General features: G+C 62.9%; 19 protein-coding genes. 14 read left to right on the top strand and 5 right to left on the bottom strand.

The annotated features are described in order from the left end of the window. The first annotated feature begins 2 nt into the window (after positions 1–2). From ACFPQ5_RS00480 to ACFPQ5_RS00425, 12 genes are all read left to right on the top strand, one after another. Positions 3–515 carry a hypothetical protein gene (locus ACFPQ5_RS00480; protein WP_379750819.1) on the top strand — a complete coding sequence of 171 codons (513 nt, stop codon included), beginning with the start codon at positions 3–5 and terminating at the stop codon, positions 513–515. Beyond that, a complete protein-coding gene (locus ACFPQ5_RS00475; protein WP_379750817.1) occupies positions 512–1,288 on the top strand; it encodes a hypothetical protein in 777 nt (258 codons plus the stop codon). Before ACFPQ5_RS00480 ends, ACFPQ5_RS00475 begins: the two co-directional genes overlap by 4 nt. A 14-nt stretch (positions 1,289–1,302) precedes the next feature. Further along, positions 1,303–2,172: a hypothetical protein gene (locus ACFPQ5_RS00470; protein ID WP_379751609.1), complete on the top strand. Its 870-nt coding sequence runs from the start codon at positions 1,303–1,305 to the stop codon at positions 2,170–2,172. A 267-nt stretch (positions 2,173–2,439) separates the two neighbouring features. Further along, the gene (locus tag ACFPQ5_RS00465) at positions 2,440–3,657 is read left to right on the top strand and encodes an MFS transporter (protein ID WP_379750815.1); all 1,218 of its coding nucleotides are present in this window, start codon (positions 2,440–2,442) and stop codon (positions 3,655–3,657) included. A gap of 119 nt (positions 3,658–3,776) precedes the next feature. Beyond that, the gene (locus ACFPQ5_RS00460; protein ID WP_379750813.1) at positions 3,777–6,563 is read left to right on the top strand and encodes a type VI secretion system Vgr family protein; all 2,787 of its coding nucleotides are present in this window, start codon (positions 3,777–3,779) and stop codon (positions 6,561–6,563) included. Between the two features lie 46 nt (positions 6,564–6,609). Further along, the gene (locus tag ACFPQ5_RS00455) at positions 6,610–8,169 is read left to right on the top strand and encodes a hypothetical protein (RefSeq protein WP_379750811.1); all 1,560 of its coding nucleotides are present in this window, start codon (positions 6,610–6,612) and stop codon (positions 8,167–8,169) included. 60 nt (positions 8,170–8,229) lie between these two features. Beyond that, positions 8,230–9,333: a hypothetical protein gene (locus ACFPQ5_RS00450; protein WP_379750809.1), complete on the top strand. Its 1,104-nt coding sequence runs from the start codon at positions 8,230–8,232 to the stop codon at positions 9,331–9,333. 100 nt (positions 9,334–9,433) lie between these two features. Continuing rightward, positions 9,434–9,859 (top strand): hypothetical protein, encoded by a 426-nt coding sequence (locus tag ACFPQ5_RS00445; protein WP_379750807.1) that lies wholly within the window; start codon positions 9,434–9,436, stop codon positions 9,857–9,859. A gap of 165 nt (positions 9,860–10,024) precedes the next feature. Beyond that, entirely contained in the window at positions 10,025–11,143 is a 1,119-nt protein-coding gene (locus ACFPQ5_RS00440) for a hypothetical protein (RefSeq protein ID WP_379750805.1), read from the top strand. A 44-nt stretch (positions 11,144–11,187) separates the two neighbouring features. After that, a complete protein-coding gene (locus ACFPQ5_RS00435) occupies positions 11,188–11,607 on the top strand; it encodes a hypothetical protein (protein ID WP_379750803.1) in 420 nt (139 codons plus the stop codon). Then, positions 11,608–12,087 carry a hypothetical protein gene (locus ACFPQ5_RS00430; RefSeq protein WP_379750801.1) on the top strand — a complete coding sequence of 160 codons (480 nt, stop codon included), beginning with the start codon at positions 11,608–11,610 and terminating at the stop codon, positions 12,085–12,087. It abuts the gene before it with no gap. A gap of 117 nt (positions 12,088–12,204) precedes the next feature. Next, positions 12,205–12,531, top strand: a complete 327-nt coding sequence (locus ACFPQ5_RS00425) for a hypothetical protein (RefSeq protein WP_379750799.1) — start codon at positions 12,205–12,207, stop codon at positions 12,529–12,531. Between the two features lie 94 nt (positions 12,532–12,625). Here the strand turns inward: ACFPQ5_RS00425 and ACFPQ5_RS00420 are convergent, their stop codons facing one another. The 4 genes from ACFPQ5_RS00420 to ACFPQ5_RS00405 all read right to left on the bottom strand — a co-directional run bounded on the left by ACFPQ5_RS00420 (position 12,626) and on the right by ACFPQ5_RS00405 (position 17,731). Next, complete coding sequence (locus ACFPQ5_RS00420) at positions 12,626–13,876, bottom strand: CaiB/BaiF CoA transferase family protein (RefSeq protein ID WP_379750797.1); 1,251 nt, start codon at positions 13,874–13,876, stop codon at positions 12,626–12,628. 48 nt (positions 13,877–13,924) lie between these two features. Next, on the bottom strand, positions 13,925–15,694 hold the full coding sequence (locus tag ACFPQ5_RS00415; protein ID WP_379750795.1) for a cation:proton antiporter domain-containing protein: 1,770 nt from the start codon (positions 15,692–15,694) through the stop codon (positions 13,925–13,927). 99 nt (positions 15,695–15,793) lie between these two features. Next, complete coding sequence (locus ACFPQ5_RS00410; RefSeq protein WP_379750793.1) at positions 15,794–16,699, bottom strand: MORN repeat-containing protein; 906 nt, start codon at positions 16,697–16,699, stop codon at positions 15,794–15,796. 132 nt (positions 16,700–16,831) lie between these two features. Beyond that, positions 16,832–17,731 (bottom strand): AraC family transcriptional regulator, encoded by a 900-nt coding sequence (locus ACFPQ5_RS00405; protein WP_379750791.1) that lies wholly within the window; start codon positions 17,729–17,731, stop codon positions 16,832–16,834. A gap of 118 nt (positions 17,732–17,849) precedes the next feature. On the opposite strand from ACFPQ5_RS00405, the gene ACFPQ5_RS00400 reads away from it, so the two are divergent. Then, on the top strand, positions 17,850–19,271 hold the full coding sequence (locus ACFPQ5_RS00400) for a cytochrome P450 (RefSeq protein WP_379750789.1): 1,422 nt from the start codon (positions 17,850–17,852) through the stop codon (positions 19,269–19,271). Then, entirely contained in the window at positions 19,268–19,861 is a 594-nt protein-coding gene (locus tag ACFPQ5_RS00395) for a hypothetical protein (protein WP_379750787.1), read from the top strand. Before ACFPQ5_RS00400 ends, ACFPQ5_RS00395 begins: the two co-directional genes overlap by 4 nt. Here the strand turns inward: ACFPQ5_RS00395 and ACFPQ5_RS00390 are convergent. Then, the gene (locus ACFPQ5_RS00390) at positions 19,852–22,170 is read right to left on the bottom strand and encodes a family 1 glycosylhydrolase (protein WP_379751607.1); all 2,319 of its coding nucleotides are present in this window, start codon (positions 22,168–22,170) and stop codon (positions 19,852–19,854) included. The genes ACFPQ5_RS00395 and ACFPQ5_RS00390 overlap by 10 nt on opposite strands. Positions 22,171–22,389 lie beyond the last annotated feature (219 nt).

Genomic DNA, 22,389 nt, shown 5'->3' with positions numbered 1-22,389 from the left:
ATATGAAAAGAGTACATCCCGAATTCGCCTACCAGTCGCGCGAACTGGAAGGCCAGATCGAAGGCACGCTGGGCGATCCGCCCAACAAGAAGAATTACCAGATGATGGTCGACGCCCTGGTCTCGGAATACGCGAGCGGTTCCGGCATCGACGACGTCAACCTGATGGCCTTCGCCCTCGTTGACAAGATCAAGTTCATCGACCCGAAAGGCCTGCTGCGCGAAGCGGCCGACTACGAAGGTGACGATCCTGCCAAGGTCTTCGCCATGGCCGAGTGCACGGGCGAGGACGGCGCCGCGATGTATGCCGCGATGACGGACAACCACCCTGAACTGGCGCGCCAGGCGATCATCACCGCCTTCCTGTTCAAGCACCAGGGCCGCTGGGAAGACGACGACCAGTCGCTCGAGCAGCTCGGCCGGGGCGACGAGGGCGACGACGAGGACGAGAACGACGACACGATGGCGTCGGACGACTTCACGCAGATCTTCGACGCCGAAGGAGAACGGGAATGAGCGACAAAGCTAATTTGCCCGCGTTGACCAAGCAGGTCAGCGAACTGGTGCTGGCCGGCTCGCTGCAGCACGCCGAGGAGGCGTTCTCGCAGGCGGCCGACGAGCACGGCGACTACGCCGTGGCCGAAGTGCTGTCCACGCTGCCACCGCAAGTGACGGCCCTGCACCTGGCCGGCTTCGACGGCGCCAAGACTTCGCTGGCCACCATGCTGGTGCCTCCTAAAGCCTGGGCCGAGAGCCTGGCCTACATGGCGGCGACCTGGCCCGACAACATGATCGAGGACGACCCCGAGCGCATCGCCGAGGGTCTGTTCAACCACGTCCACGGCGTCGTCTACGCGACCGAGGACGAAGACCGCCGCCACGAGCTGCTGCAAGAGGCTTCGGCCACCGACCATGGCGCCACCGTGTTCGCGATCCTGTGGTCGCTGGCGCCGAAGGAGATCCTGGAAGTGGCAGGCGAGATCATCTCGAAGGGCCGCTACGTGACGGGCCAGACCTCGTCCGACAGCGACATCGTGCCGCTGGCCATCGACCTGGCGAAAGCCAGCGAAGACGGCTGGGAGCGTTCGCTGATCGAGCTCTTCCCCGAGTTCCGTCACAGCGCCGAGATGGCCGACGCCGAATTCCCGGACGACCCGGACGAAGACCCGGACTTCCAGCAACGGAGCACGCGCGACCTGCTGTACCGCCTGCGCAAGCAGGTGCCGTCGGTGCGCACCATGCCAAGGCGCAGCACGCGCAAGAGCATGGGCACGGACATCTTCTCGTGACCGGATCGCCATCGATGCTGCCTGCAATCGTCATTGAAAAACTGCCCCGGCTGATCCGTGCGATCAAGCTGGCCGCAACCCAGGCCGACGCCGAGGAGGCGATCGGCCTGGCCGACGAACTCGCGTCCATCACCGCGATGGTGGCCGAGAAGTTCACAAACGACCGCACCGCCGAAGGCATCCAGCGTGCGCAGATGCTGACCATCGGCGGCGTCTCGCTGGGCCTCGAGCACCTGGTCGACGACGACAGCGACGAGACCGCGCTCGACATCCTGATCGCGGACGGCGCCGAGTACGTGTTCCAGGCGGGCTTTCGCATGATCCGCGAACTGGCCGCGCTGCCCGAGGACAGCCTGGTCGGCGAATACGACAACGACCCGGTCTACGCCGGCCGCCGCCTGAAGGAGCTGTTCGTCGACATCTGCACCGCCGATCCGGGCGAAAGCTGGAGCGGCTACGAGCGCTACCTGGGTCAACTGCGCCAGCGCGAAGGCGTGCAGGCGGTCGTCAACGCGGCCAAGTGGCTGCGCAAGAACCACTTCGAAGGCCCGATCAACGATCCGGACCTGAACGCCGAAGGCGTGATCGCGCTCGCCGTCATCTTCGCGGTGGACGGCGGCACGATCCATGCGCGGGCAGGGCAGAAGGACTTCGAGCGCTTCGTGAAGGCGGTCCGCAAGAACAATCCCGACTACGAGACCGGCTGGGCCGCCTTCCTCGACAAGGTACCGGCGCCGCACAAGGCCATCATCGCCGAGCGCGTGCAAACCTACCGCGAACACTGCACGGTCCTGCAGAGCATCCGCACCAAGGCGCCGATGACGCAGCTGATCGCGGAGCTGGAGAACTATGCGGGGTCGGAGCTCGATACCGAGTATCCGTAACGCCGGCTTTGGAGCGGTGGGCACGGGGCGCCCACCCTACGGTTTGCATACGCCCGTGATCGCAATCCGCCGTAGGGTGGGCGCTCCGTGCCCACCAATGCCCGCAAAACGTCGCCCTAAGCGCAGGAACGTAAGGTGGGCGGGTCCCCCGCCCACGCGTTCAACCGTCGCCCGCATCATCGTAAACACACACTCCCAAACCGCCCCTCCGCCGACGAGCCCTCCCATTTTTCGCTATCATGAGCAGTCCAGTTCCAGGATGTGCCCATGTCTTCTCCCCCCATCGCCGCCGGCAGCAGCGATTTCAAACGCGTCAACCGCGCCATGGCCTTCGGTGGCTTCTCCACTTTCGCTCTGCTCTACAGCGTCCAGCCCCTGATGCCCCTGCTCGCGCGCGACTTCGCCCTGACGCCCGCCCAAAGCAGCCTCGCCCTGTCGATCTCCACCGCCGCACTGGCGGTCTCGCTGCTGGTCTCGAGCGTGCTGTCCGAACGATTCGGCCGCAAGCCCCTGATGGCCGCCTCCATGCTCAGCGGCGGCCTGCTGACATTGCTGGCCGCCTTCACCAGCGACTACAACCAGTTGCTGATCCTGCGCGCGCTGCTCGGCTTCATGCTGGGCGGGATGCCGGCCGTCGCCATGGCCTACCTGAGCGAAGAGATCGAAGGGACCTCGCTCGGCCTGGCCATGGGCATGTACATCAGCGGCAGCGCATTCGGGGGCATGTTCGGGCGGGTGCTGGCCTCCTTCATCAGCGACTTCTGGTCCTGGCGCATGGCCCTCGGCCTGATGGGCGCGGCGGGCCTGTACGCGGCCTGGGAATTCTGGCGCAGCCTGCCCGCCTCGAAACGCTTCCGGCCCGGGCAGGGCGGCTTCGGCGGCTTGGTCAACGGCGTACGGCGCCATGCGCGCGACACCGGCCTGCCCTGGCTATTCGCGCTGTCCTTCCTGCTAATGGGCTCTTTTGTCAGCCTGTACAACTACATCGGCTACCGCCTGCTGGGACCGGAATTCGGCCTGCGCCAGAGCGCGGTCGGCGCGCTGTCCGTGCTCTACCTGTTAGGTATCTTCAGCTCGGTCTGGGCCGGGCGCCTGGCCGACCGGTTAGGGCGGCGCAACGTATTGTGGCTGGTGATGTCGGTGATGTTCGCGGGGCTCCTGCTGACGCTGTTCGGCAATCTCGTCGCGGTGGTCGCCGGCGTCGGCCTCTACACCTTCGGCTTCTTCGCCTCGCACTCGGTGGCCAGCAGCTGGGTCGGACGGCGCGCGCGGGCACCGCAGGCGCTGGCCTCGGCCTTGTACCTCTTCTTCTATTATCTCGGTTCGAGCGTGGTTGGCTGGTTCTGCGGCTACGTGTGGGAACACGGCGGCTGGAGCGGCGTGGTCGGCCTGCTCGGCGCCGTGCTGGTCGGCGCCATGCTGATCGCATTGCGCCTGCGCGGCCTGGCGCCGCTCGAACCCGCCACCGCCGCGCCGCCCGGCTGAACCCGCGCGAGTCTTGATGCGGGTCATGCCCGCAGGCATCTTCGTCCTCTTTACGTCCGGTAACATCGACGGTTGGCAAGCGTCCTGCTTGCCGTCGAATCCCAGACGGAGGAGTGCGCATGAACGCGCCCGGCTTTCCCACCCTTGGCCTGTTCGGCACAGGCCTGAGCCAGCATGCACGGCTCATCACGCTTGAAACCAGCCAGGACAGCGCGCTGCCCGAAGCGCTGGCGGCCGAAGCCTTCACCGGCCGCGAGGCGCTCAACGAACTGTTTTGCTTCGACGTCGATGTCCTGAGCACCTCGACCGATCTCGACATCGACGCCTTTATCGGCGAAGAGCTCACGCTCACGCTGCTGCAGCCCGACGGCAGCCGCCGCGCCTGGCACGGCCTGTGCCTTGAAGCGGCCTGGCTCGGCGCCGACGGCGGCGTCGCCCGTTACCGTCTGCGGCTGGAACCGGCGTTGGCCTTGCTGGAACGGCGCCGCGACAGCTGGATCTTCCAGGATAAGAACGTCCGCGACATCGTCACCGAACTGCTGGCCGATTATCCGCAAGTCGACTTCGATTTCGAGCTCACGCAGGAGCTGCCGAAACGCGCGATCTGCACCCAATACCGCGAGAGCGACCTGGATTTCTTCGTGCGCCTGCTGGCCTCCGAAGGCCTGAGCTGGCGCTTCGAACATGAGATCCGTCATCGCCTGATCATCTTTGATAGCCGCGCCGTTCCACCCGCCACGCCCGGCGACGACACTATCCGCTTCCACGCCGTACGCGCCACCGAACGCGACGACGCCATCGACAGCTTCAGCGCGCAGCGCCGCGTGGCCGCCAACGGCGTCGCGATCAGCAGCTGGGACCCCGCGCAACTGATGGCGCCAGGCTGCGAGCAGCAGTCGAACCTCGACGCGGGAGATCTGCCTGCACTCTGGCTGTACGACGGCAGCGGCGAACGCATCGCGAGCGGGCGCAGCGCCGCCGATACGCACAGCGAGTTGATGCTGCAGGCGCTGGAACTCGAGAACAAACAGTTCGAAGGCACGGGCGCCGCGCGCCGGCTGGCGGCCGGTCACGCCTTCCAGCTCACCCAGCACGAGCGCTATCCCGAGGGCGAGAATGCCTTCACCGTGCTCTGGGTGCAGCACGAGGCGCGCAACAACTTCGATGCCGGCATCGCGCAGGTCGCGCGGGCCGGTATCGAAAACGGCACCTACCGCAACCGCTTTGGCTGCGTGCGCGATACGGTGGCCATTTTGCCCGCATTGACGGCGGAGCCTCACCAAATCACGGCGCTGGGACCGCAATGCGCGATCGTCGTCGGCCTGCTTGATGCGGTATCGACCACCACGCGCGATCACCAGGTGCGCATCCAGTTCCCCTGGCAGCGCGGCGTCCGCCCGAACGCCGGCGGCCTGGAACACGACACGGACAGCACAGGCTGCGCTCCCGGCGACGAGCGCTCCGGCACCTGGGTACGCGTCGCCGAAGCGCTGGCCGGCCCGAATTGGGGCACGCTGTTCGCCCCGCGCATCGGCACCGAGGTGCTGGTCGATTTCATCGAAGGGGACATCGACCGCCCGGTGATCGTGGCGCAGCTGTTCACCGGCTCGGACCTGCCGCCTTTCTCGGCCGGCATCGATTCCGGCGTCGAGCATCCGGGCACCCTGTCGGGCATCCACAGCCACAACTTCGACGGCGGCGGCTTCAATCAATGGCAGCTCGACGATACGCAGGGCCAGGTACGCACGCGACTGGCGACCAGCACCGCCAGCACCCAGCTGAACCTCGGCTACCTGATCCAGCAATCCCCTGGCTCCGCCCAGCGCGGCGGCTACCGCGGCAGCGGTTTTGAACTGCGCACCGACGCCTGGGCCGTGGTGCGTGGCGGGGAGGGCGTGCTGCTCTCGACCAGCGCGCGAACGCGACAGGGCTGCGGCGTGACGTCGACGCAGATGGACGCAGCGGAGGCGGTCTCGCTGCTGAAGGGCGCGCAGGCGCTTGGCAAGACGCTGGGTGACGCGGCGGCGCAGCAGCAGGCGCTGTTCAGTGCGGATGCCTTGAAGGCCGAGGCCGACCTTATCGGACAGATCGACCCCAAGGAGAGGGGCAAGTTCGCCGGTGCGGTCAATGGGCATGCGGCCCTGAAAGCGAGAAGCGGTTCGCGCGAGCTCGATAGCGAACAGCCGGTCGAGAAATTCGGCTCATCGATCGTGCTGATGGACTCGGCCGCCAGCATCAACTGGGCTACGCCGGCCTCGACGGTCATTTACGCGGGCCAGCAGCTGCACTGGACCACGCAGTCGGACTCGCACATGACGGCGGCGCATACGGTGTCGTCGGTTGCCGGTGGCTCGGCCAGCCTGTTCACGCATGCCGGAGGCATCCAGGCGATCGCCGGCAACGGTCCGCTGTCGCTGCAGGCGCATACGGATGCACTGGAGATTTTGGCGGACAAGGAAATCACGGTGATCTCGGTGAACGACTGCATCGAGGTCAAGGCGAAGCAGAAGATCGTGCTGCAGGCCGGGCAGTCGGCGATCACGCTGGAGGGTGGGGATATTACGTTTGCTTGTCCGGGGAAGTTTTCGGTGAAGGGTGGGAAGCACTTCTTCGATAGTGGCGCGAGCAAGGCTGCCAACTCGCTGAATTTGCCTGGCGAGCTAAGCGAAGAGGCGAAGCACTGGATCGCCTTGCACTATCTCGATCCGGAACTGGCGGAAGGGATACCTGAGGTCGACTATCAGATCCATTTCGAGAAGGGAACAGTATTGTCGGGAACGCTCGACAAGGATGGTAAAGCCCTTCACGAAAATGTCTTAAAGGAGCCTGTCAAGAAAGTCGTGTATAAGCCGCGTGCGCCAACGAAAGAGAAGTCTCACGATCCATTAGAGAAAATCCTTGGCTGACGATCGGCCCCCATGAATGTCGCTGCTTCCTATCGAAAGGAACTTTATGGCAGAGGTAAACGCAACTCAAATGCGCGACGCACTGGCGTGGGCGACAGATGACGCTGAACCTGACGAGCCGAGCAAGAACCCTTTTGTATGGTTCTGGGAGGCTATCGAAGGGGACTTCAACGAAAGCAGATCGACGTCCCAAATTCTCGTAGATGCGGGTATCTCGATGATACCTCTGGTCGATCAGCTCTGCGACTTGCGAGATCTCATCGCCAACTGCCGCAAGCTTTCTCAGAACCATACTGATGTGTGGAACTGGGTCGCGCTTGTACTGACGCTTATCGGATTGTTTCCAGCGTTAGGTTCGCTGGTGAAGGGTGTGCTTAAAATATTTTTTGGTTTTGTTAGAAGAAGTGGCGCAGACAAGATAACGGAAGGTGTCGAAGCTGCCATGAGCTGGATAATCTCATTCCTGCGTCGACGCAAGGTGCAAGAATATTTGAAGGCTCACAAGGTCGACGAGGTTCTGAAGTGGCTGGCCACAGAGATCAAAGCGGTTCGTGCAAAAATCAACGTGGGCGAGTTGACTGCGGCTTTTGACAGGACAATCAAGGTCGTGGAAGTAATGGCCAATAAGGTTGAGTTGGTTCCTATTTTAGGGAGCAAAGCAAAACAAGCCTTGGTCGAAGTAAAGAGGATTCGTATGCAAGCGGACAAATACTTTGCAGAAGCGTTAAAGCCGGTGCAACACGTAGTCGACTCCGCGATAATGAAACTGGAGCGCGAAGCATTACAACAGCAGAAGGGAATAGTAGATGTAAGAAACGTGCATTTTAGAGGGACCTTGCCTGAGGCAAAAGCAGTTTCCTTGATGCGCAATGCAAGAACACGTCCGACGTGGCTCAGTGACGGAGCTTCGTTGAGGTGGGCCCAGGCGAAAGTCGCTTCGGCTAGACCTGTTGTAGCGGCCAAGGTAAAAGATGGGTGGCCGAATCTAACAGACGGAAATATACAGTCATTCCATAAATTGGCCAGCGCTGAGATTAAAGGGCCGGAACGCCTGTATCGGATCTTGTCGCCGAACAGTAGAGCAATGAGTGACTGCTGGGTGAGTGAAAAAGTTTTTAATGACATTCAAAACTCCTCTGACCCCAGGGCGGCGTGGCGTAAGTTTCTCGCAGTATGGCCGGATTGGAACGCAAACGGTCAATTCGTAATTTACGACATAAAGCCCGGAGAGTCTCTCAAAGTCTGGAGGGGACCCGCTTCCGGACAAACTAAAGAATTCTTGCCGGATGCGCATCTTGAAGGAGGGTGGGAGCAGATTGTTTTTAATGTTGCGCGAACAGACTCGAGAAACGATGTGGTGCGCTTTTACAAGCTGAAGGGTGGTCAAAAAAATATATTGCAACAAGCCATATCGCAAACAGAATTCAACAAGCTCTCGGACGTTCAGAAAAAAGAGTATGTATCGATACGGGAAACGATAACCCATCCAAACATTAGTGGGCCGTTTGAGACGGGTTGGGGATATACGGATTTCGAAGGCGCTGGATTCGCGGGTAAGATTGGTCTTCCAAATCTGCCAGGTCAGTCAACGGTTTTGCAAAAATAATCCCGCCTTACTATGGCTGATTTCAACGTTTTGTATAGAACATATAATGGAAAGTCAAGAATGAATTTGTCTCAATGGCATAAAAAACAAGCGGTATTGCTTTACCATTTTGCATCGTCGAGTTATCTCGAAGGATTGCGAGATCGTGTGCGTGCGCTAAGGATCTTTGCGGAAGGAATTTTGGATACGAGCGATGCGGAAGGTCGGGATGTATATCTCAGAAGTAAGCAGTGGGGTAACCGCAATACTGGAGAAAACTGGGCAAATAACGGCTGGCCTTTGCTGAGCGACTTTCAGCGGTCTGTGGCGCAGAGTATTGTTGACCAAAGATCAAACATATACCACAAGACGGGTGCATATCAATGCGCCCGGGCGATGAGTGAATTCTCGATGCAATGGACTACTTCGACGGAACAAGACCAATTTGATGAGATGTTCGCAGAACTATACAAGTATGCCGGATACATCGACGAGACGACGGACCGGACGACGGCCGCAACTAGATGGGACGACTTTGGGTTAACACTGGCATGGGAACACCATGCGGTCCAGTTCCCCGTCTTACCAAAAATGAGGATTCGTCCTGATCTTCTTGCGCACAGTGGCCAAATGCCACCCAAGACGGGTGTCTACGTGTCGCTGGACGATCCGGACGCGACACTTCAATTCGCATGGACGGGCTCACCCATTGGCAAGCTCCTGGACGCGACCACCTTTAACGCTACGGGAAAATCCGCGCTAGCAGCAGTTGGTAGAGCGGGATTATGGAGGGACGGCGAAGCCATGCTTCGCTTTGTCCTCGGCAACTTGTCGAATCCGGATTTAATCAACGATTCTTTTTTTGAAGATTCGAAGACCGCAGAACTCGCTCCGAGTTTGGTTGCGCGAAACGCCTTCACCTCAGCCCCGTCACGTTGGTGCTATGTAGAGCTTGCCAAAGATGAGTACGAGCCGATCGAGCCTGAAGTTGACGAAACTCGACAGGAAACCCTGCGTTGTGCTGCCGGTGAACTGTGTGCGAAAGACGGGTTCTATTTTTCTCCAGCAGCGGTAAGTTCACGCCGCCATTTCCAGTATGGCGAACAGTTTCCATCCCTGAGCTCAGATTACGGAAAGACAATCTGGCAGTGGGATGACAACCAAGAAAGCGGCGTTGTGACTTGATAGGCGCGCTATTGCTAGATCGGTACCCGCAATTCGCATATTTTTCGGCCCTGACGCTTCTATAAATAGGGGAGAAACAATGAGAGCCACAGGAATTTTCATGTCAGGATTTCTGTCTGCGCTCGTCATTGTCGCTGCGTCGATGCTCATCTGGAAGGGGCAGCGGCTTGTCAAGGTCCACACCTTAACTCAACCGTTGATAATTTCGAGTGATCGAAGCGACAAGGTCTTGCATACACTCCCACCCGGAACGACGCTCTATTTTGAAGAGAGTTTTCCCGAAGGATTTACACGCTATAAGGTGTACGTCAACGTTGATCGTATGCCTCTGACGCTACGCGATTTAACCGATCCAACTGAGATTGATCCTCTCGAGGCTCGCGCCTTCGACAAGGAGGCGTTGAACCGGGCGTTAAGGGAATATCCCCTTACGCGGAAGGAGCTTGCTGCCGTTTTGCAGTCTCCGCATTTGACAAAAGAGGAAATCAAGGAGGTATTCCTTCAGTATCTGGAAAACACCAAGTGATACTGTTCAATACGACCATGAACATATTCATCCCTTACTAATGGTCGATCCTGCGCTCTTGGCATTGAAGATCTTTACATGTAAATTTGCCTTTAATCCTTTCTAAAGATTGGCCTCCCGACCTGCCTGGGCGGCTGCACTAATGCGGAGTGACCGGTGAGTTCTATGGCAAAAGTAATTGCACCAATAAGATTGACGCCGTGGCAGAAGGCGCAAGCCGCAATGTTATATCACTTCACGTCCGTCGATTATCTAAAAGGATTGCATAAACTGATTGGTGAGCTTATCAGCGGTTTGGTAGGTCCGTTGCTAGAAACAGCGAGGACGCAAGGCCGGGACAAAGTGCTGGTGAGCGAAGTATGGGGCGATCGTAATACAGCGCGCAATTGGGAGTATAATGCATGGCCGTTTCTAAATGACCTTCAGATATCCCTTGCTAAAGATATCGCGTTGCGAACGTCCGAGAAGTTTCGACGTACAGCTGTTAACGAGTCATTGCGTGGAGTGGCTGAGTACTCTATGGACTGGGCTACCCCTGACGAAGAGCGAATTCTGCAGTTGGCAACAGCAACGATCAGCGAATATGCATCTCAATACGATGACGCCGTTAACCCCTACCAGAACAGGTGGGACGACTATTGCTTTGCTTATGTGTATCCAACATTCGCTCGCCAAATGCTGCGGATGCCAAAATTTGAGGTGCGCCCCGACTTCTCTGTCCTTGCCGGGGAGCTGCCCCAGAGGACCGGAGTATACGTGGCACTCGATGATCCCCATGCCTCGCTACAGTTCGTATGGAGCGGGTCTGATGGGGTGAAGCTTCGAATGGCGAATACGTTCAACGAAATCGGCCTCGCCGCATTCGCTGCGGTCGGGCGGAAATCGCTGTGGCTTGATGATGAAAAAATGTTCGCCTTTGCGACATCCGAACCGTACGCCAAGCTTTTCCACGATTCGGTTTACCTGGGTGATGAACCGTATCCGTCACTCGCTCCATCGGCGGTTGCACGATCTGCTTTCACCGAGAAGCCGTGCCGCTGGGCACTGGTCGATATCGTCCCGAACGAATTCGAGGAGCTCGATACGTCTGCCGAGACGGACACCACCCAAGCACAGATACCTGATCGCGTCGCGTCTGGCGATCGCTTCGTCCAGTCAGGCTATTACTTCGCTCCCGCTGCGCCCGGATCGCGTCGATTTTTCTCTGCCGGTGAAATCGCTCCGAGCGTGAACTCATCCTATGGACAGACCTTCTGGCAGTGGGAAGAGAACCAGGAAAACTAGCAACGCCCATCGTAATTCTCATCTTGTACAAAAAGGAGACTTAAATGAATCGTTTGCTGACTGTTTTCTGTTTGTGGGCGTTTGCAGGTGGTGTGAGCGCCGGCACCGATCCTCTCGTCGGAAGCTTTACGCATGACTTCACACGCATCAAGAACGACTCGGTCTGGACTGTGAAGAAAACCGGGAGTGTATGGAAGGTACGTGTCCACGGCTCGAACGAAATCGCAGGTGCCAGGCTCGTAAGCGATTCGGAAAAGGCTGCATTCTGGGAGCAAATGTGGTGGCCTGCCGACAAAGCAAAGGACGCGCAATGCTTGCGCATCGAAGAGCAGTCTCAAGGGATGATGTGTTACGTGCGGGGCAGTACGCGCGCTGGCATCGGCGGTCTTTCGAAACATAAGAGCGACTACTTTTATTTCGACGCCATGGGCGGCCTCATGGAGATTCGGCGCAAAGGTGCCTAGGTGAAGCCGGCAATCGCGCGCCTGACTCGGTTGGGCCTCTGCATCTTGCTTGCCGGCTGTCAGGTGACTGACAGCAGAAATATCTCCGATGACGTTGATGCGTTGCACAACATAGTCGAGCTCGATGTAGCGCCAAGGGCAATTCGCTGGGAGATTTTCGGAACGCCGGAATACGTCGGAGCAGTCCAAGGCCCCACGGATTTCGTGACGCTTGTCGCCGAGGTGCCTGGTCTCAACGAAGCCGAATTTAAGAAAAGAGCGAAGTCAGGAACCGTATGGATTGCACCCGAGGCAGCACGACCCTGGATCTCCTCAGATTTTCGGTCGTTGCTGAGTCAGCATCGTAATGCTTCTGTCGACTTATCCAGCCACTATAACTGTCGTGCAGCACATGGAAAGCTGAGGGAAACTGGGCAACGAGTGGGTGGGTTCATCTGCAATGGTTCAGCCAAGGGCTTGCTCTATTTGAGCTTGAAGTAAGTTCTGTATTGCGCCGACTGAGGCTACTCGACTATTAATGCACGAACTGCCACCGCGCGCGCCCCTTTTTGATCCAGCGCTAAAATGACCTGCTCTCTTTATGTTGAGGAGGTCATCATGCTGCAATCCAATGAAATCCAGCAACGATACAGCCACCTGCAGCAGACCATCGGCGAAGCCGAGCAGGCCTGCAAGGCGTCGCGGGATACGCCGCCCGAGATGCGTGACTGTATCGAGCGCATTGCGCGCGAAGTGAAGCAGGCGCGCGATGTGATGCAGTCGAACGACGAGGCGCGCATCGTCCAGGCCGTGGACAGGATGGAAGACATGGGCGACGAAGCCAAGCGCATCAGCCGTTCCAGCCCGCAGATGCCGGCGCACCTGGAGGCGGTCGTCACCCGCGTGCACGCCGAGCTGTCCGACTTCAAGCACAAGCTGCACTAAGCAAGCCATCGCCGGCCTACGCAAACGCGTAGCCGGTGCAGCGAGCGCTGGGCGGCAGCGCCGCCCGCCGTACCAGGCGTGTAGAACGCGCCCCTTACACCACCCCGCGTGCGCGCAGCGCCGCAATCTCCTCGCCGCTTCGGCCCAGCACATCGCGCAGCACTTCCTCGGTGTGCTGGCCCAGCAGCGGCGGCGCCTTGTCGCTCGTCGCCGGCGTGGCCGACATCTTCATCGGGCTGCGCACCAGCTTGACCTTGCCGGCGCTCGGATGCGGCAGCTCGACCGCCATGCGGCGTGCCTGCACCTGCTCGTTGGCGAAGACTTCGCCGACGTCGTTGATCGGACCACAGGGCACGCCGACGGCTTCCAGCGCGGCGATCCACTCATTGCGGGTGCGTGTCGCGACCATCTCCGCCAGCAGCGGCACCAGCACGTCGCGGTTCGCGACACGCTGCGGATTGGTGGCAAAGCGCGGGTCCAGCGCCAGCTCCGGCCGCCCGCCGGCGTCGACGAACTTCTGGTACTGCCCGTCGTTTCCGGCCGCGACGATGATGTGCCCGTCCGAACAGGCGAAGGTCTGGTAGGGCACGATGTTGGCGTGCGCGTTGCCCCAGCGTTGCGGCGCCTTGCCGCTGTTGAGGTAATTGCTGCCGACGTTGGCCAGCATCGCGACTTGCGTGTCGAGCAGGGCCATGTCGATGTACTGGCCTTCTCCGGTGCGGTCGCGGTGGGTCAGGGCGGCCAGCACGGCGATGGTCGCATACATGCCCGTCATCAGGTCGGTCAGGGCCACGCCGGCCTTTTGCGGGCCGCCGCCGGGCAGTTCGTCGCGTTCTCCCGTCACCGACATCAGGCCGCCCATGCCCTGGATCAGGAAGTCGTAGCCGGCGCGGTGCGCATATGGCCCGTCCTGGCCGAAGCCGGTGATCGAGCAGTAGACCAGGTCCGGCTTCACCGCCTTCAGCGATTCGTAATCCAGGCCGTAGCGTTTCAGCTGGCCGACCTTGTAATTTTCGAGGACCACGTCCGCATGGCGCGCCAGGTCGCGAATCAGGGCCTGGCCCTCGGGGCTGGCGATATCGACCGTCACCGAGCGCTTGCCGCGGTTGGCCGACAGGTAGTAGGCCGCTTCGCCCGTGTCCTTGCCCTGCGCGTCGCGCGCGTAGGGCGGGCCCCAGGCGCGCGTGTCGTCGCCGCAGCCGGGACGCTCGATCTTGATCACGTCGGCGCCGAGGTCGGCCAGGTTCTGGGCGCACCAGGGACCTGCCAGCACGCGCGACAGGTCGAGTACGCGGATATGTCCCAGCGCCTTCGCGGCGCTTCCTGCTTGAGCGGAATCGGTCATGATGTTTTATGCAAGCTTGTCGAGCCGCGATTATAGCTGGCCGTCCAGTCAGGTCCGGTGCCCCGGTTCGCGCAGGCCCGCATCGTTGAGCTGCTCCGCAAACAGGTCGCGTTCGTAGTCGACGATGTCGTCCACCGTGCGCTCATCCAGCCCCATCGCTTCGAGCACGAAGGCCGACAGCTGCAGGCTCGCTTCCAGCGTCTCCGGCACGACGACGGTCGCGCCGGCGCGCTTGAGCAGGCGCGCGTGGCGTTCGTCGCGCGAGCGCACGAACAGGGGCACGTGTTCGAATTCGCGCCGGATGCCGCGCACGGCCTGCAGGGCCGAGGCCGGATTGTCCATGGTGAGCACGATGGCCGGCGCGTCTTGCGCCTTCACAAGGCGCAGCAGTTCCGGGCGCGCGGCGTTGCCGTAGTAGACCGGGATGCCTTGCGCGTGCAATTTCGAGACCAGCGCGGCGTCGTTCTCGAAGGCGATGAAGGGGATGTGCTGGGCCGTCAGCAGTTTGGCGAGCTGCTGGCCGACGCGGCCGAAGCCGGCGATGACGATCTGTCCCTGTCCGGCGGCCAGCGCAGCCTCGTCGTGCTTCGCCGCGGTCTCGACGGCGGCGCGTTCGGCGTGCTCGCCGATGCTGCGGCCCAGGCGCGCCAGCAGCGGGGTGATGAACATCGACAGGCCGACGGCCAGCATCACGCGCGCGCCGAGGCCCGGGTCGAGCAGCTTCGCGTTGATCGCGTCGCCCAGCACGATAAAGGCGAATTCGCCGCCTTGCGCCAGCAGCAGACCGCCCTCGAGTGCGCGCGGCCAAGGCAGGCGGCCGGCGCGCAGCAGCAGGGTGACGACCAGCGCTTTCACCAGCACCAGGCCGAGCACGACGGCGCCCAGCCACAGCGGCGCCTCGGCGAGCTGACGCGTGTCCATGCCCATCCCGACCGTCATGAAGAACAGGCCCATGAGCAGGCCCTTGAAGGGTTCGACCATGAGCTCGACTTCGTGGCGGAACTCGGTCTCGGCCAGCAGCAGGCCGGCGATCAGGGCGCCGAGCGCCATCGACAGGCCGGCCGCCGCCGACAGGCCAGCGATGCCGAAAGTGCTGAGCAGGATCAGCGCCATGAAAACGTCCGGCTGGCGGTGGCGCGCAAAAGCCTTGAACAGCGGGTGGATCACGCGGCGGCCGACCAGGTAGATCAGGGCGATGGCGCCGCCCGCTTTGGCCATCGTTACCAGCGCCAGCGTCGCCACGCCGTCGCCGCTGCCGCGCGCCAGCACGCCGATCATGACCAGGATCGGGACCACGGCCAGGTCCTGCAGCATCAGGATCGAGAACGCGGCCTGGCCCAGGCGGCTGCCGGTCCGGTTTTGCTCGCTCATCAGCTGCATGACGACGGCGGTCGACGAGAGCGAGAGCACGGCGCCGAGGATGGCGGCCGCGGGGAAGGGCAGTCCAAGGAACATGGCGGCGGCGCCGATCAGGACGGCGGTGGCCAGCACCTGTACCGTGCCGCCGCCGAACACCCAGGCGCGCATCGCCCACAGGCGCGCGGCAGAGAGTTCGAGGCCGATCATGAACATCAGGAACAGCACGCCGATCTCGGCCAGCATCGAGACGCCCGGGCCGGTGGGAAAGCTCAGCCACGCGAGCCAGGGGAATTCGGCCGCATGGAGGCCGAGCCCGAAGGGGCCGGCAATGGCGCCGACCGCCAGGAAGCCCAGCACCTGGTTGATGCGCAGGCGCTGCAAGGTCGGGATGAGGATGCCGGCGAGGATCAGGAAAAGGATGATTTCCCGGAAAAACGGGAAAGCGTGTTGCTCTTGCACGGAGGGCGGCCTTTGCGGTTGTTGACTGGCATTGGCATTTTATAACGGCGGCCCGGCGTGGCCGCAGCGGGGCAGCAGGGGCTGCCCTCGGATTTCCGCTTAGTAAGTCACGCTCAGGCGCACGTTGAACGGAAATATCATCTGGCAAGGCTGGCCGCCGCAGCGCGCCGGCTTGTACTTCACCAGCCCGGCAAGCACTCCGGCCAGGCGCCTTGCTTCCGGGTCCTCGATGCCGATCGAGGTCACCGACACCACCTTGCCGTCCGCGCCAATCAGCACGTAGACGCGCAGGTCCTCGTGGAGCTGGTACTTTCCGCCCAGTTCGGCCAGCCTGGCAAAGAATGTCTGCGGCCCCTTGACCGGATAAGGCGGTTCGTCAGCCTCGTCCAGCGCCGGGAAGTCGTCGCGGACGATGCGCTGCTGCGCCGGCGTCAATTGCTCCCAGCCGACGTTCAGCGGGATCGCCGAGGTGCTGATCTTGTGCGAGAAGTGGGAACCGATCTTCGCATTGGCGTCGCGCAGTGCGTATCGTTCCTTTGGCGGTTCCGGTTCCGGGACGGACGACTTGATGTCGACGCGCTCGCCTTCCATGAACCCGACCTCGGCGCGGCGGCCGCTGCCGGCAAAGGTCATGATGCCACGGCCATCGCGTACGCCTTGTTTCCAGCGGCCTTCATAACTCCCGCCGAGCATGTAGGTCATGGTGCCATTGCCGTCCGGCTTGCCGTCTTTCCATTCTCCCTTATAGCGGTTGCCGTTCGGGTACAGGGCCTCGGCCACGCCGGTACGCTGCCCCATGTGCACTTCGCCCTCGTACTGCATGCCATCGGCATCCTTGAAATAGCCTTTGCCGTCGGGGACGCCATTGGTGACCGTGCCAATATAGGTGCCGCCGCCGGGCAGCTTGAGGGTCACTTCGCCCGCTGCCGCCCCTACTCCCTGCGCAAGGGCGGAAGAACAGCCGAAGGCCATGCCGAGGGCGAACAGGAAAGCGGACGTGTGCACGGATGAACTCCTTGTTGATTTGTTGCTATTGATTTTCAGCTAATTTATCGACGACAGTCAATGATAGCTGGCAACATTTCAGATCCACTTTCATGTAATTTGAGACAAATCAGGAGGCTTACAACCGGTGCCCTACACCCACAGCCGGTACATCCATAACGATTCGTCGTCCGTAAAACGCTGGGCAAACTCGGTCGGCGAAAAGCCGGTGATGCGCTTGACGCTGCGGATCATGTGCGCCTGGTCGGTAAAACCCTGGTCCAGCGCCAGCGCGGGCCAGTCGAAAGGCAGGCCGGCTTCGTGGCGTTCGCGCGCGGCGAAGAACAGGCCTTCGGTGCGCACGATGGACTGCCATTCGCGCAGCGACCTGCCGCTGAAGGATTTCACGCGGCGCTCGACGTGGCGCGGACTGTGCACGCGCGCCCACTGGCCGGCCTGCCAGGCCAGGCGCTCGACCCAGTGCCGCCCCAACTGCTGCAGCGAAGGGCGGGCTGAATCGCGTCCCTGCAGGCCTTGCCAGCGCCGGGCCAGGTGGCGCTCCAGTACGGCGGGTATGTCGGCGTCGCTGCTGGCCAGAAGATCGGCCCACAGCGGTGCGAATGCGGGACCGATCGCCTCGTCGACGGAGATGAAGCGGTCCTGGATCGCCGCGAGATCCAGCCCGAACAGTGCCTGCGCCGCATCGGCATTGAAGCACAGGACGTGGCCGTAGCCGGTGGTCGGCGCCCAGCTCACCGACGGGTGCGACTGCGTGCCGGAGACGACAACCGGCGCGCCGAAGGGCGACCAGCACGGCTCGTTCGTCACCAGGCCCACGTCGGCGCCGCGGAACCAGGACAGGGTGACGAAGGGCGAGGCTGGAAAGTGGGTGAGACGCTGCGCATCGCTCAGCGCCAGGCCGCTCGTGTCGCGGGTGATCAGTGCGAGCAGCGCGCCCTGCAAGGAGGCTGGCGCCAGCCGCAGCCATTCGAGGGCGGTGCCGTCCGTGCGCGGGGCAAGCGGCGCGCGTTCGAGCGGGGAGGGTGGCGACATGTGAGGTCGGGCGGCCATGAACGCCGAGTATAGCAAGGAAGTGCTGTCAAAATGTCATGCTCTCTGCATGTCGCTTTCGTACAAGACCCGTCGTGCGGGACGCTGGAGAATCGGTGCCATGAAACCCGACACGACTTCTCAATGTCCTTTCCACGCCGGCGCAGCACCACGGCCCCTCGACCATTCGCCGGCACAGTTGTCCTGGCCGCCCGGGCCGGCGCCGGGTCTCACCGGCTGGGGCCTGCTGCGCGCAATGTCGCGCGACCCGCTCGGCTCGCTCGAGCAGTGGCGCCGCCAGCATGGCGACGTCGTCCACCTGCGCATCTGGCCCGAGCACCAGATCGTCCTCACCGACCCGGCCCTGGTGCGCGAACTGCTGGTCACGCAGCACGCGCACTTGGTGCGCTGGGAGAGCGGCATCGCGGTCATGTCGCAACTGCACGGGCGCAGCGTGCTGACGGCCGAAGGCGCGCTGTGGCGCACGCGGCGCCAGGCCCTGCAGCCCGCGTTCACGCCCAGGGCGGCGCACTCCTTCGTGCCCGTCATCGCGGCGGCGGCGCAGCAGGCCTTCAAGGGCTGGCAGGCAGGCGCGGAAGGCTGGCCGATCGAACAGGCCTTCACCTCGCTCGGCATGGACGTCATCCTGCGCACCATGTTTTCGAGCGCGGTTGGGGCCGATGCGCGGCTGGCCGAGCGCGCCGTGCACACGGTCTCGGTGGCGGGCAATGCCGAGATGTACTGGCCGGCGAGCTGGCCGGACTGGATGCCCTGGAAGAGAACGAAGCGGCGCGCGATGCGGGTGCTGCGCAGCCTGATCGAACGCCATGTGACGGCGCGCCTGGCGCTGGCGCAGGAGGAGTGGCCGGCCGACCTGCTGACCCGGCTCCTCAGTCTGCACCGCGCCGATCCCGCCGCCTGGCCCTTGCGGGCCGTGCACGACGAATGCATGACGGCCTTCCTGGCCGGCCACGAGACGGCCGCCGCCACGCTCACCTGGTGGGCCTGGTGCATGGCCGCCAACCCGGCGGCGCAAGCGGCCGCGCGCGAGGAGGTCGACTCCGTCCTGCAAGGCCGCGTCCCGGCCGCGTCGGACCTGCCGCAGCTTGGCTATCTGACGCGCACGTTGCAGGAGACCCTGCGCCTGTATCCGGCCGCGCCGGTGCTGCTGACGCGCCGCACCCGGCAACCGGTCGCGCTCGGCGGCTGGCGCTTCCCGGCGCGCACCATGTTCACGGTGCCGCTCGGCCTGATGCAGCGCGATGCACGCCTGTTTCCGGAGCCGGACGCGTTCCGCCCCGAGCGCTTCGCCGACGGCGCCCCGGAGATCGAGCGCGGCGCCTGGATGCCTTTCGGTACCGGCCCGCGCGTGTGCATCGGTCAGCACCTGGCGCTGACCGAGATGACGGTCATTGCGGCCATGTTCCTGCAGCGTTTTGCCGTGCGCGCACCCGCAGGCATGGCGCCGCCCGAGCCGGTATTCAACATCACGCTGCGTCCGCGCGAACCGCTGCACCTGGTGCTGGAAAGGAGAATGGCGTGAAGACCGTGCGCAAGCTGCACCGTGGCGGCGCGCTGCTCGTCGGGATCTTCGTCCTGATGCACCTGGCGAACCACCTGGCGGCATTGCAAGGCATCGATGCGCACCTGCGCTTCATGGAGGCGGTGCGGCTGGTGTACCGGCAGCCGCTGGTCGAAGGCCTGCTCTTGCTGGCGCTGCTGGCGCAGGCAGCGAGCGGCCTGCGCATGCTGATGGGGAAGCGCCGCAGCGACCCGATCGCGCGGCTGCAGGCGGCGTCCGGCGTCTACCTCGCGCTGTTCCTGCTGATTCACGTGTCGGCGGTCCTGTTTGGACGCGCCGTGCTGGATCTGGACACGAACGTCCACTTCGCGGCTGCCGGGCTGCAGGTCTGGCCCTACCAGCTGTTTTTCGTGCCCTATTATTTCCTGGCGGTGCTGGCGCTGTTCGCTCACCTCGGCTGCGCGCTGGCGCGGCGCGCGGGAACGGCGGCGCTGGTCGTGCCGCTATGCGCCGGCGCGCTGGTCTCGAGCCTGGTCGTGGCGGCCCTCATGGGCAAGCTGCAGCCCTACGAGGTGCCGCCGATCTACAGGCAGACTTACGTTCAGAGCTGACCGGCCACCGCTTCGGCCGGCGTTTCTTCCAGCTGGCGATGGCCGGCGGCGGCGGGCACCCGCGTTTCCATCGTCTTGACCAGCTCTTCGTACTCCGGATCGTCGACGCCGCGCAGTTCGATATAGCGTTCCAGCGCATTTTCCAGCTTCGGCAGCAGCACGCCGCGTTCGCTGTGCAGCACGCTGTAACCAGGACGTGGCGCCGCCATGCCCATCGTGCCGGACGATTGCGCCACCAGCGTCGCGGCGCTGATGCCGGCCTTGTCCGCCGCCAGCTTGGCCAGCTCGTACCAGGTGACGCAGCCGGCGTTGTTCAGGTGCCAGACACCGGCTTCGCGGTCGATGGCGAGATCGAGGCAGGTGTGCACCAGGTCCGGCACATAGGTCGGCGAGACGGTCATGTCGTCGGCCGCGGCGAAGGTCTCGCCGCGCTCCAGCGCGTTCAGCGCCAGGGTGACGAAGTTGTGGCGGTCCCAGGGACCGAAGAAGGCGCTGGTACGCACGACCAGGGCGCCCGGATGCGCGGCCAGCACGGCCTGCTCGGATTCGGCCTTGCTGCGGCCGTAGACGTTCAGCGGCGTGACCGGATCGCTTTCGACATACGGACTTTCTTTCCTGCCGTCGAACACCAGGTCGCTCGAGAAGGTCGTCAGGTGCACGCCGTGGCGGGCGCAGGCCTCGGCCAGGATCGCGGCACCGACCGTGTTGTCACGCATGCAGCGCTCGGCTTCGCGCTCTGCGTCGTCTACGCGCACGTAGCCGCTGGTGTTGATCAGCGCCCAAGGCTTGTAGTGGGCCAGCGCGCGTTCGACCGAAGCCGGGTCGGCGATGTCCATGTCCTGGCGCGACAGCAGCTTATAGGCCAGGTTGCGCTTCTGGCACAGGCGCGCAAAGGCGCGGCCCAGGGTGCCGGTGGCGCCCGTGATCAGGATCGGCGCGGCGCTGATGCCGGTCAGGCGCTGGGCCGGTGCCGGGATCGAGCTCAGGGCGGCCGGAGTCGCGACCGGTGGGCACAGGAAGCGGTTCGGACGGCGCCACCAGCCCTGGCCGCGCAGCACCGGGTTGCTCAGCGGCTGGCCGGACGCCAGTTCGCGCATCATCGCGGCCAGCGCGGTCGGACGCGGCATCGGCGAACGCACGTCGAAGGGGCCAGGCTCATAATAGCCGCGGTTCTGGGTGACCAGGCTGTTCCAGTCGAAGGAGCCAAGCAGGGACCAGACGGTGACGGCGCGCAGGTCGACGCCGTTGGCGCGTACGTTCTCGGCCGCCTGCCAGATTTCCAGCAGCCAGCGCAATTGATCTTCGCGGTTGGCGTCGATGTGGGCTTCGGTGATCGCCAGCGGCAGGCGGTAGCGCTCCCAGACCTCGGTCAGCAGGGGCGCGATGCCGGCCGTCGGCGTGGCCAGCGCACGCGAGGCTTCGATGTCGGCGCAGGGAATGCCGTCGGCCACGCCGCGGTGGTGCTGCGGATAGCGTTCCGGACGGTGGTCGAGCCAGCGCTCGCTGGTGACGTAGTAATTCACGCCGATCAGGTCGGGCGGGCAGGTGTTCTCGCGGAACCAGAGCAGGTCGGCGACGTCGACGCCGGTGCCGGTGAGGTATTTCCACAGCTTGTGTTCGGGGCCGACGGTGCCGCACAGCAGGTCCCAGGCCAGCCAGCGGCGCTCGTTGTAGAACTCGGCGACACGGCTGAGCTCCGGCGTGCTGTAGGTTTTACCCAGGTCGTCCGTTTGCACCAATTTGGCGTTCGGATTGACCTTGCGGATTTCGCGCATGCAGAGCACGACGGCGCGGCACTGGATCAGCAGGGCCTGGATGAAGCTTTTATCGTCGCGCGCGTGCGGATACCAGACGCCGTACAGGCCGGCGAAGCGCGCGGTGGTGCAGGGTTCGTTGACGGGGGTGTAGTACTCGAGCCAGGGATAGCGGGCGGCCACGGCGCCGGCATATTCGGCGAGGCGTTCCGGAAAGGCGGGGTCGAGCAGGCTGGTGTCGCGCGGACCGCTGCCGTGGTGGATCAGGCCGGCGATCGGGGTGACGCCCGCATCGCGGAGAAGCGGGAGGCGCTCGTCCGGCCAGCTCCAGTCGGCCTTGTCGATGCCGTCGGGGGCGGTGCGTTCCCACAGGATCGGATAGCGGATGGCGCGGATGCCGGTGGAGGCGAAGCGCCCGATGTCGCAGTTGCGCAGCGCGTGGCCGTTACGGTCGAGCTGGCTGAAGTATTCGTCTTGCACACGGTTCACGGTACATTCGAGGCCGCCCCACAATTCCAGTGGGCGGGGTTGGCTGTTCGGGCTCGTGTTATTCATCATTTCATCACTTATTAGAATTTTAACAACAAAAAACTTTTAGACGGTCGCCGAAAAGATAAAGTTCGGAATAATCGACTTGTCTGGATCTGCTGCCGCTCGTGCAACGAGCGCTTCCTTCATGGCCGGACGGAACCGCTTCCCCCGTCGCGGTCCTGTTTCACTTCCGGTTGACAGCGCGCCGCCAACCTGCAAACATGCCATCCATGAAATTTATCA

The organism is Massilia suwonensis (genome assembly GCF_042655665.1).
Lineage (GTDB): Bacteria > Pseudomonadota > Gammaproteobacteria > Burkholderiales > Burkholderiaceae_D > Telluria > Telluria suwonensis.
Note: the sequence above shows the minus strand (reverse complement) of the source record. Positions and strands in the feature narration are given on the sequence as shown.

Coding starts and splice junctions, on each gene's coding strand:
- ACFPQ5_RS00470 (WP_379751609.1), top strand. CDS start 1,303: ATGCTGCCTGCAATCGTCATTGAAAAACTGCCCCGGCTGATCCGTGCG.
- ACFPQ5_RS00435 (WP_379750803.1), top strand. CDS start 11,188: ATGAATCGTTTGCTGACTGTTTTCTGTTTGTGGGCGTTTGCAGGTGGT.
- ACFPQ5_RS00480 (WP_379750819.1), top strand. CDS start 3: ATGAAAAGAGTACATCCCGAATTCGCCTACCAGTCGCGCGAACTGGAA.
- ACFPQ5_RS00475 (WP_379750817.1), top strand. CDS start 512: ATGAGCGACAAAGCTAATTTGCCCGCGTTGACCAAGCAGGTCAGCGAA.
- ACFPQ5_RS00465 (WP_379750815.1), top strand. CDS start 2,440: ATGTCTTCTCCCCCCATCGCCGCCGGCAGCAGCGATTTCAAACGCGTC.
- ACFPQ5_RS00455 (WP_379750811.1), top strand. CDS start 6,610: ATGGCAGAGGTAAACGCAACTCAAATGCGCGACGCACTGGCGTGGGCG.
- ACFPQ5_RS00445 (WP_379750807.1), top strand. CDS start 9,434: ATGTCAGGATTTCTGTCTGCGCTCGTCATTGTCGCTGCGTCGATGCTC.
- ACFPQ5_RS00420 (WP_379750797.1), bottom strand. CDS start 13,876: ATGACCGATTCCGCTCAAGCAGGAAGCGCCGCGAAGGCGCTGGGACAT.
- ACFPQ5_RS00450 (WP_379750809.1), top strand. CDS start 8,230: ATGAATTTGTCTCAATGGCATAAAAAACAAGCGGTATTGCTTTACCAT.
- ACFPQ5_RS00400 (WP_379750789.1), top strand. CDS start 17,850: ATGAAACCCGACACGACTTCTCAATGTCCTTTCCACGCCGGCGCAGCA.
- ACFPQ5_RS00440 (WP_379750805.1), top strand. CDS start 10,025: ATGGCAAAAGTAATTGCACCAATAAGATTGACGCCGTGGCAGAAGGCG.
- ACFPQ5_RS00425 (WP_379750799.1), top strand. CDS start 12,205: ATGCTGCAATCCAATGAAATCCAGCAACGATACAGCCACCTGCAGCAG.
- ACFPQ5_RS00390 (WP_379751607.1), bottom strand. CDS start 22,170: ATGAATAACACGAGCCCGAACAGCCAACCCCGCCCACTGGAATTGTGG.
- ACFPQ5_RS00460 (WP_379750813.1), top strand. CDS start 3,777: ATGAACGCGCCCGGCTTTCCCACCCTTGGCCTGTTCGGCACAGGCCTG.
- ACFPQ5_RS00405 (WP_379750791.1), bottom strand. CDS start 17,731: ATGTCGCCACCCTCCCCGCTCGAACGCGCGCCGCTTGCCCCGCGCACG.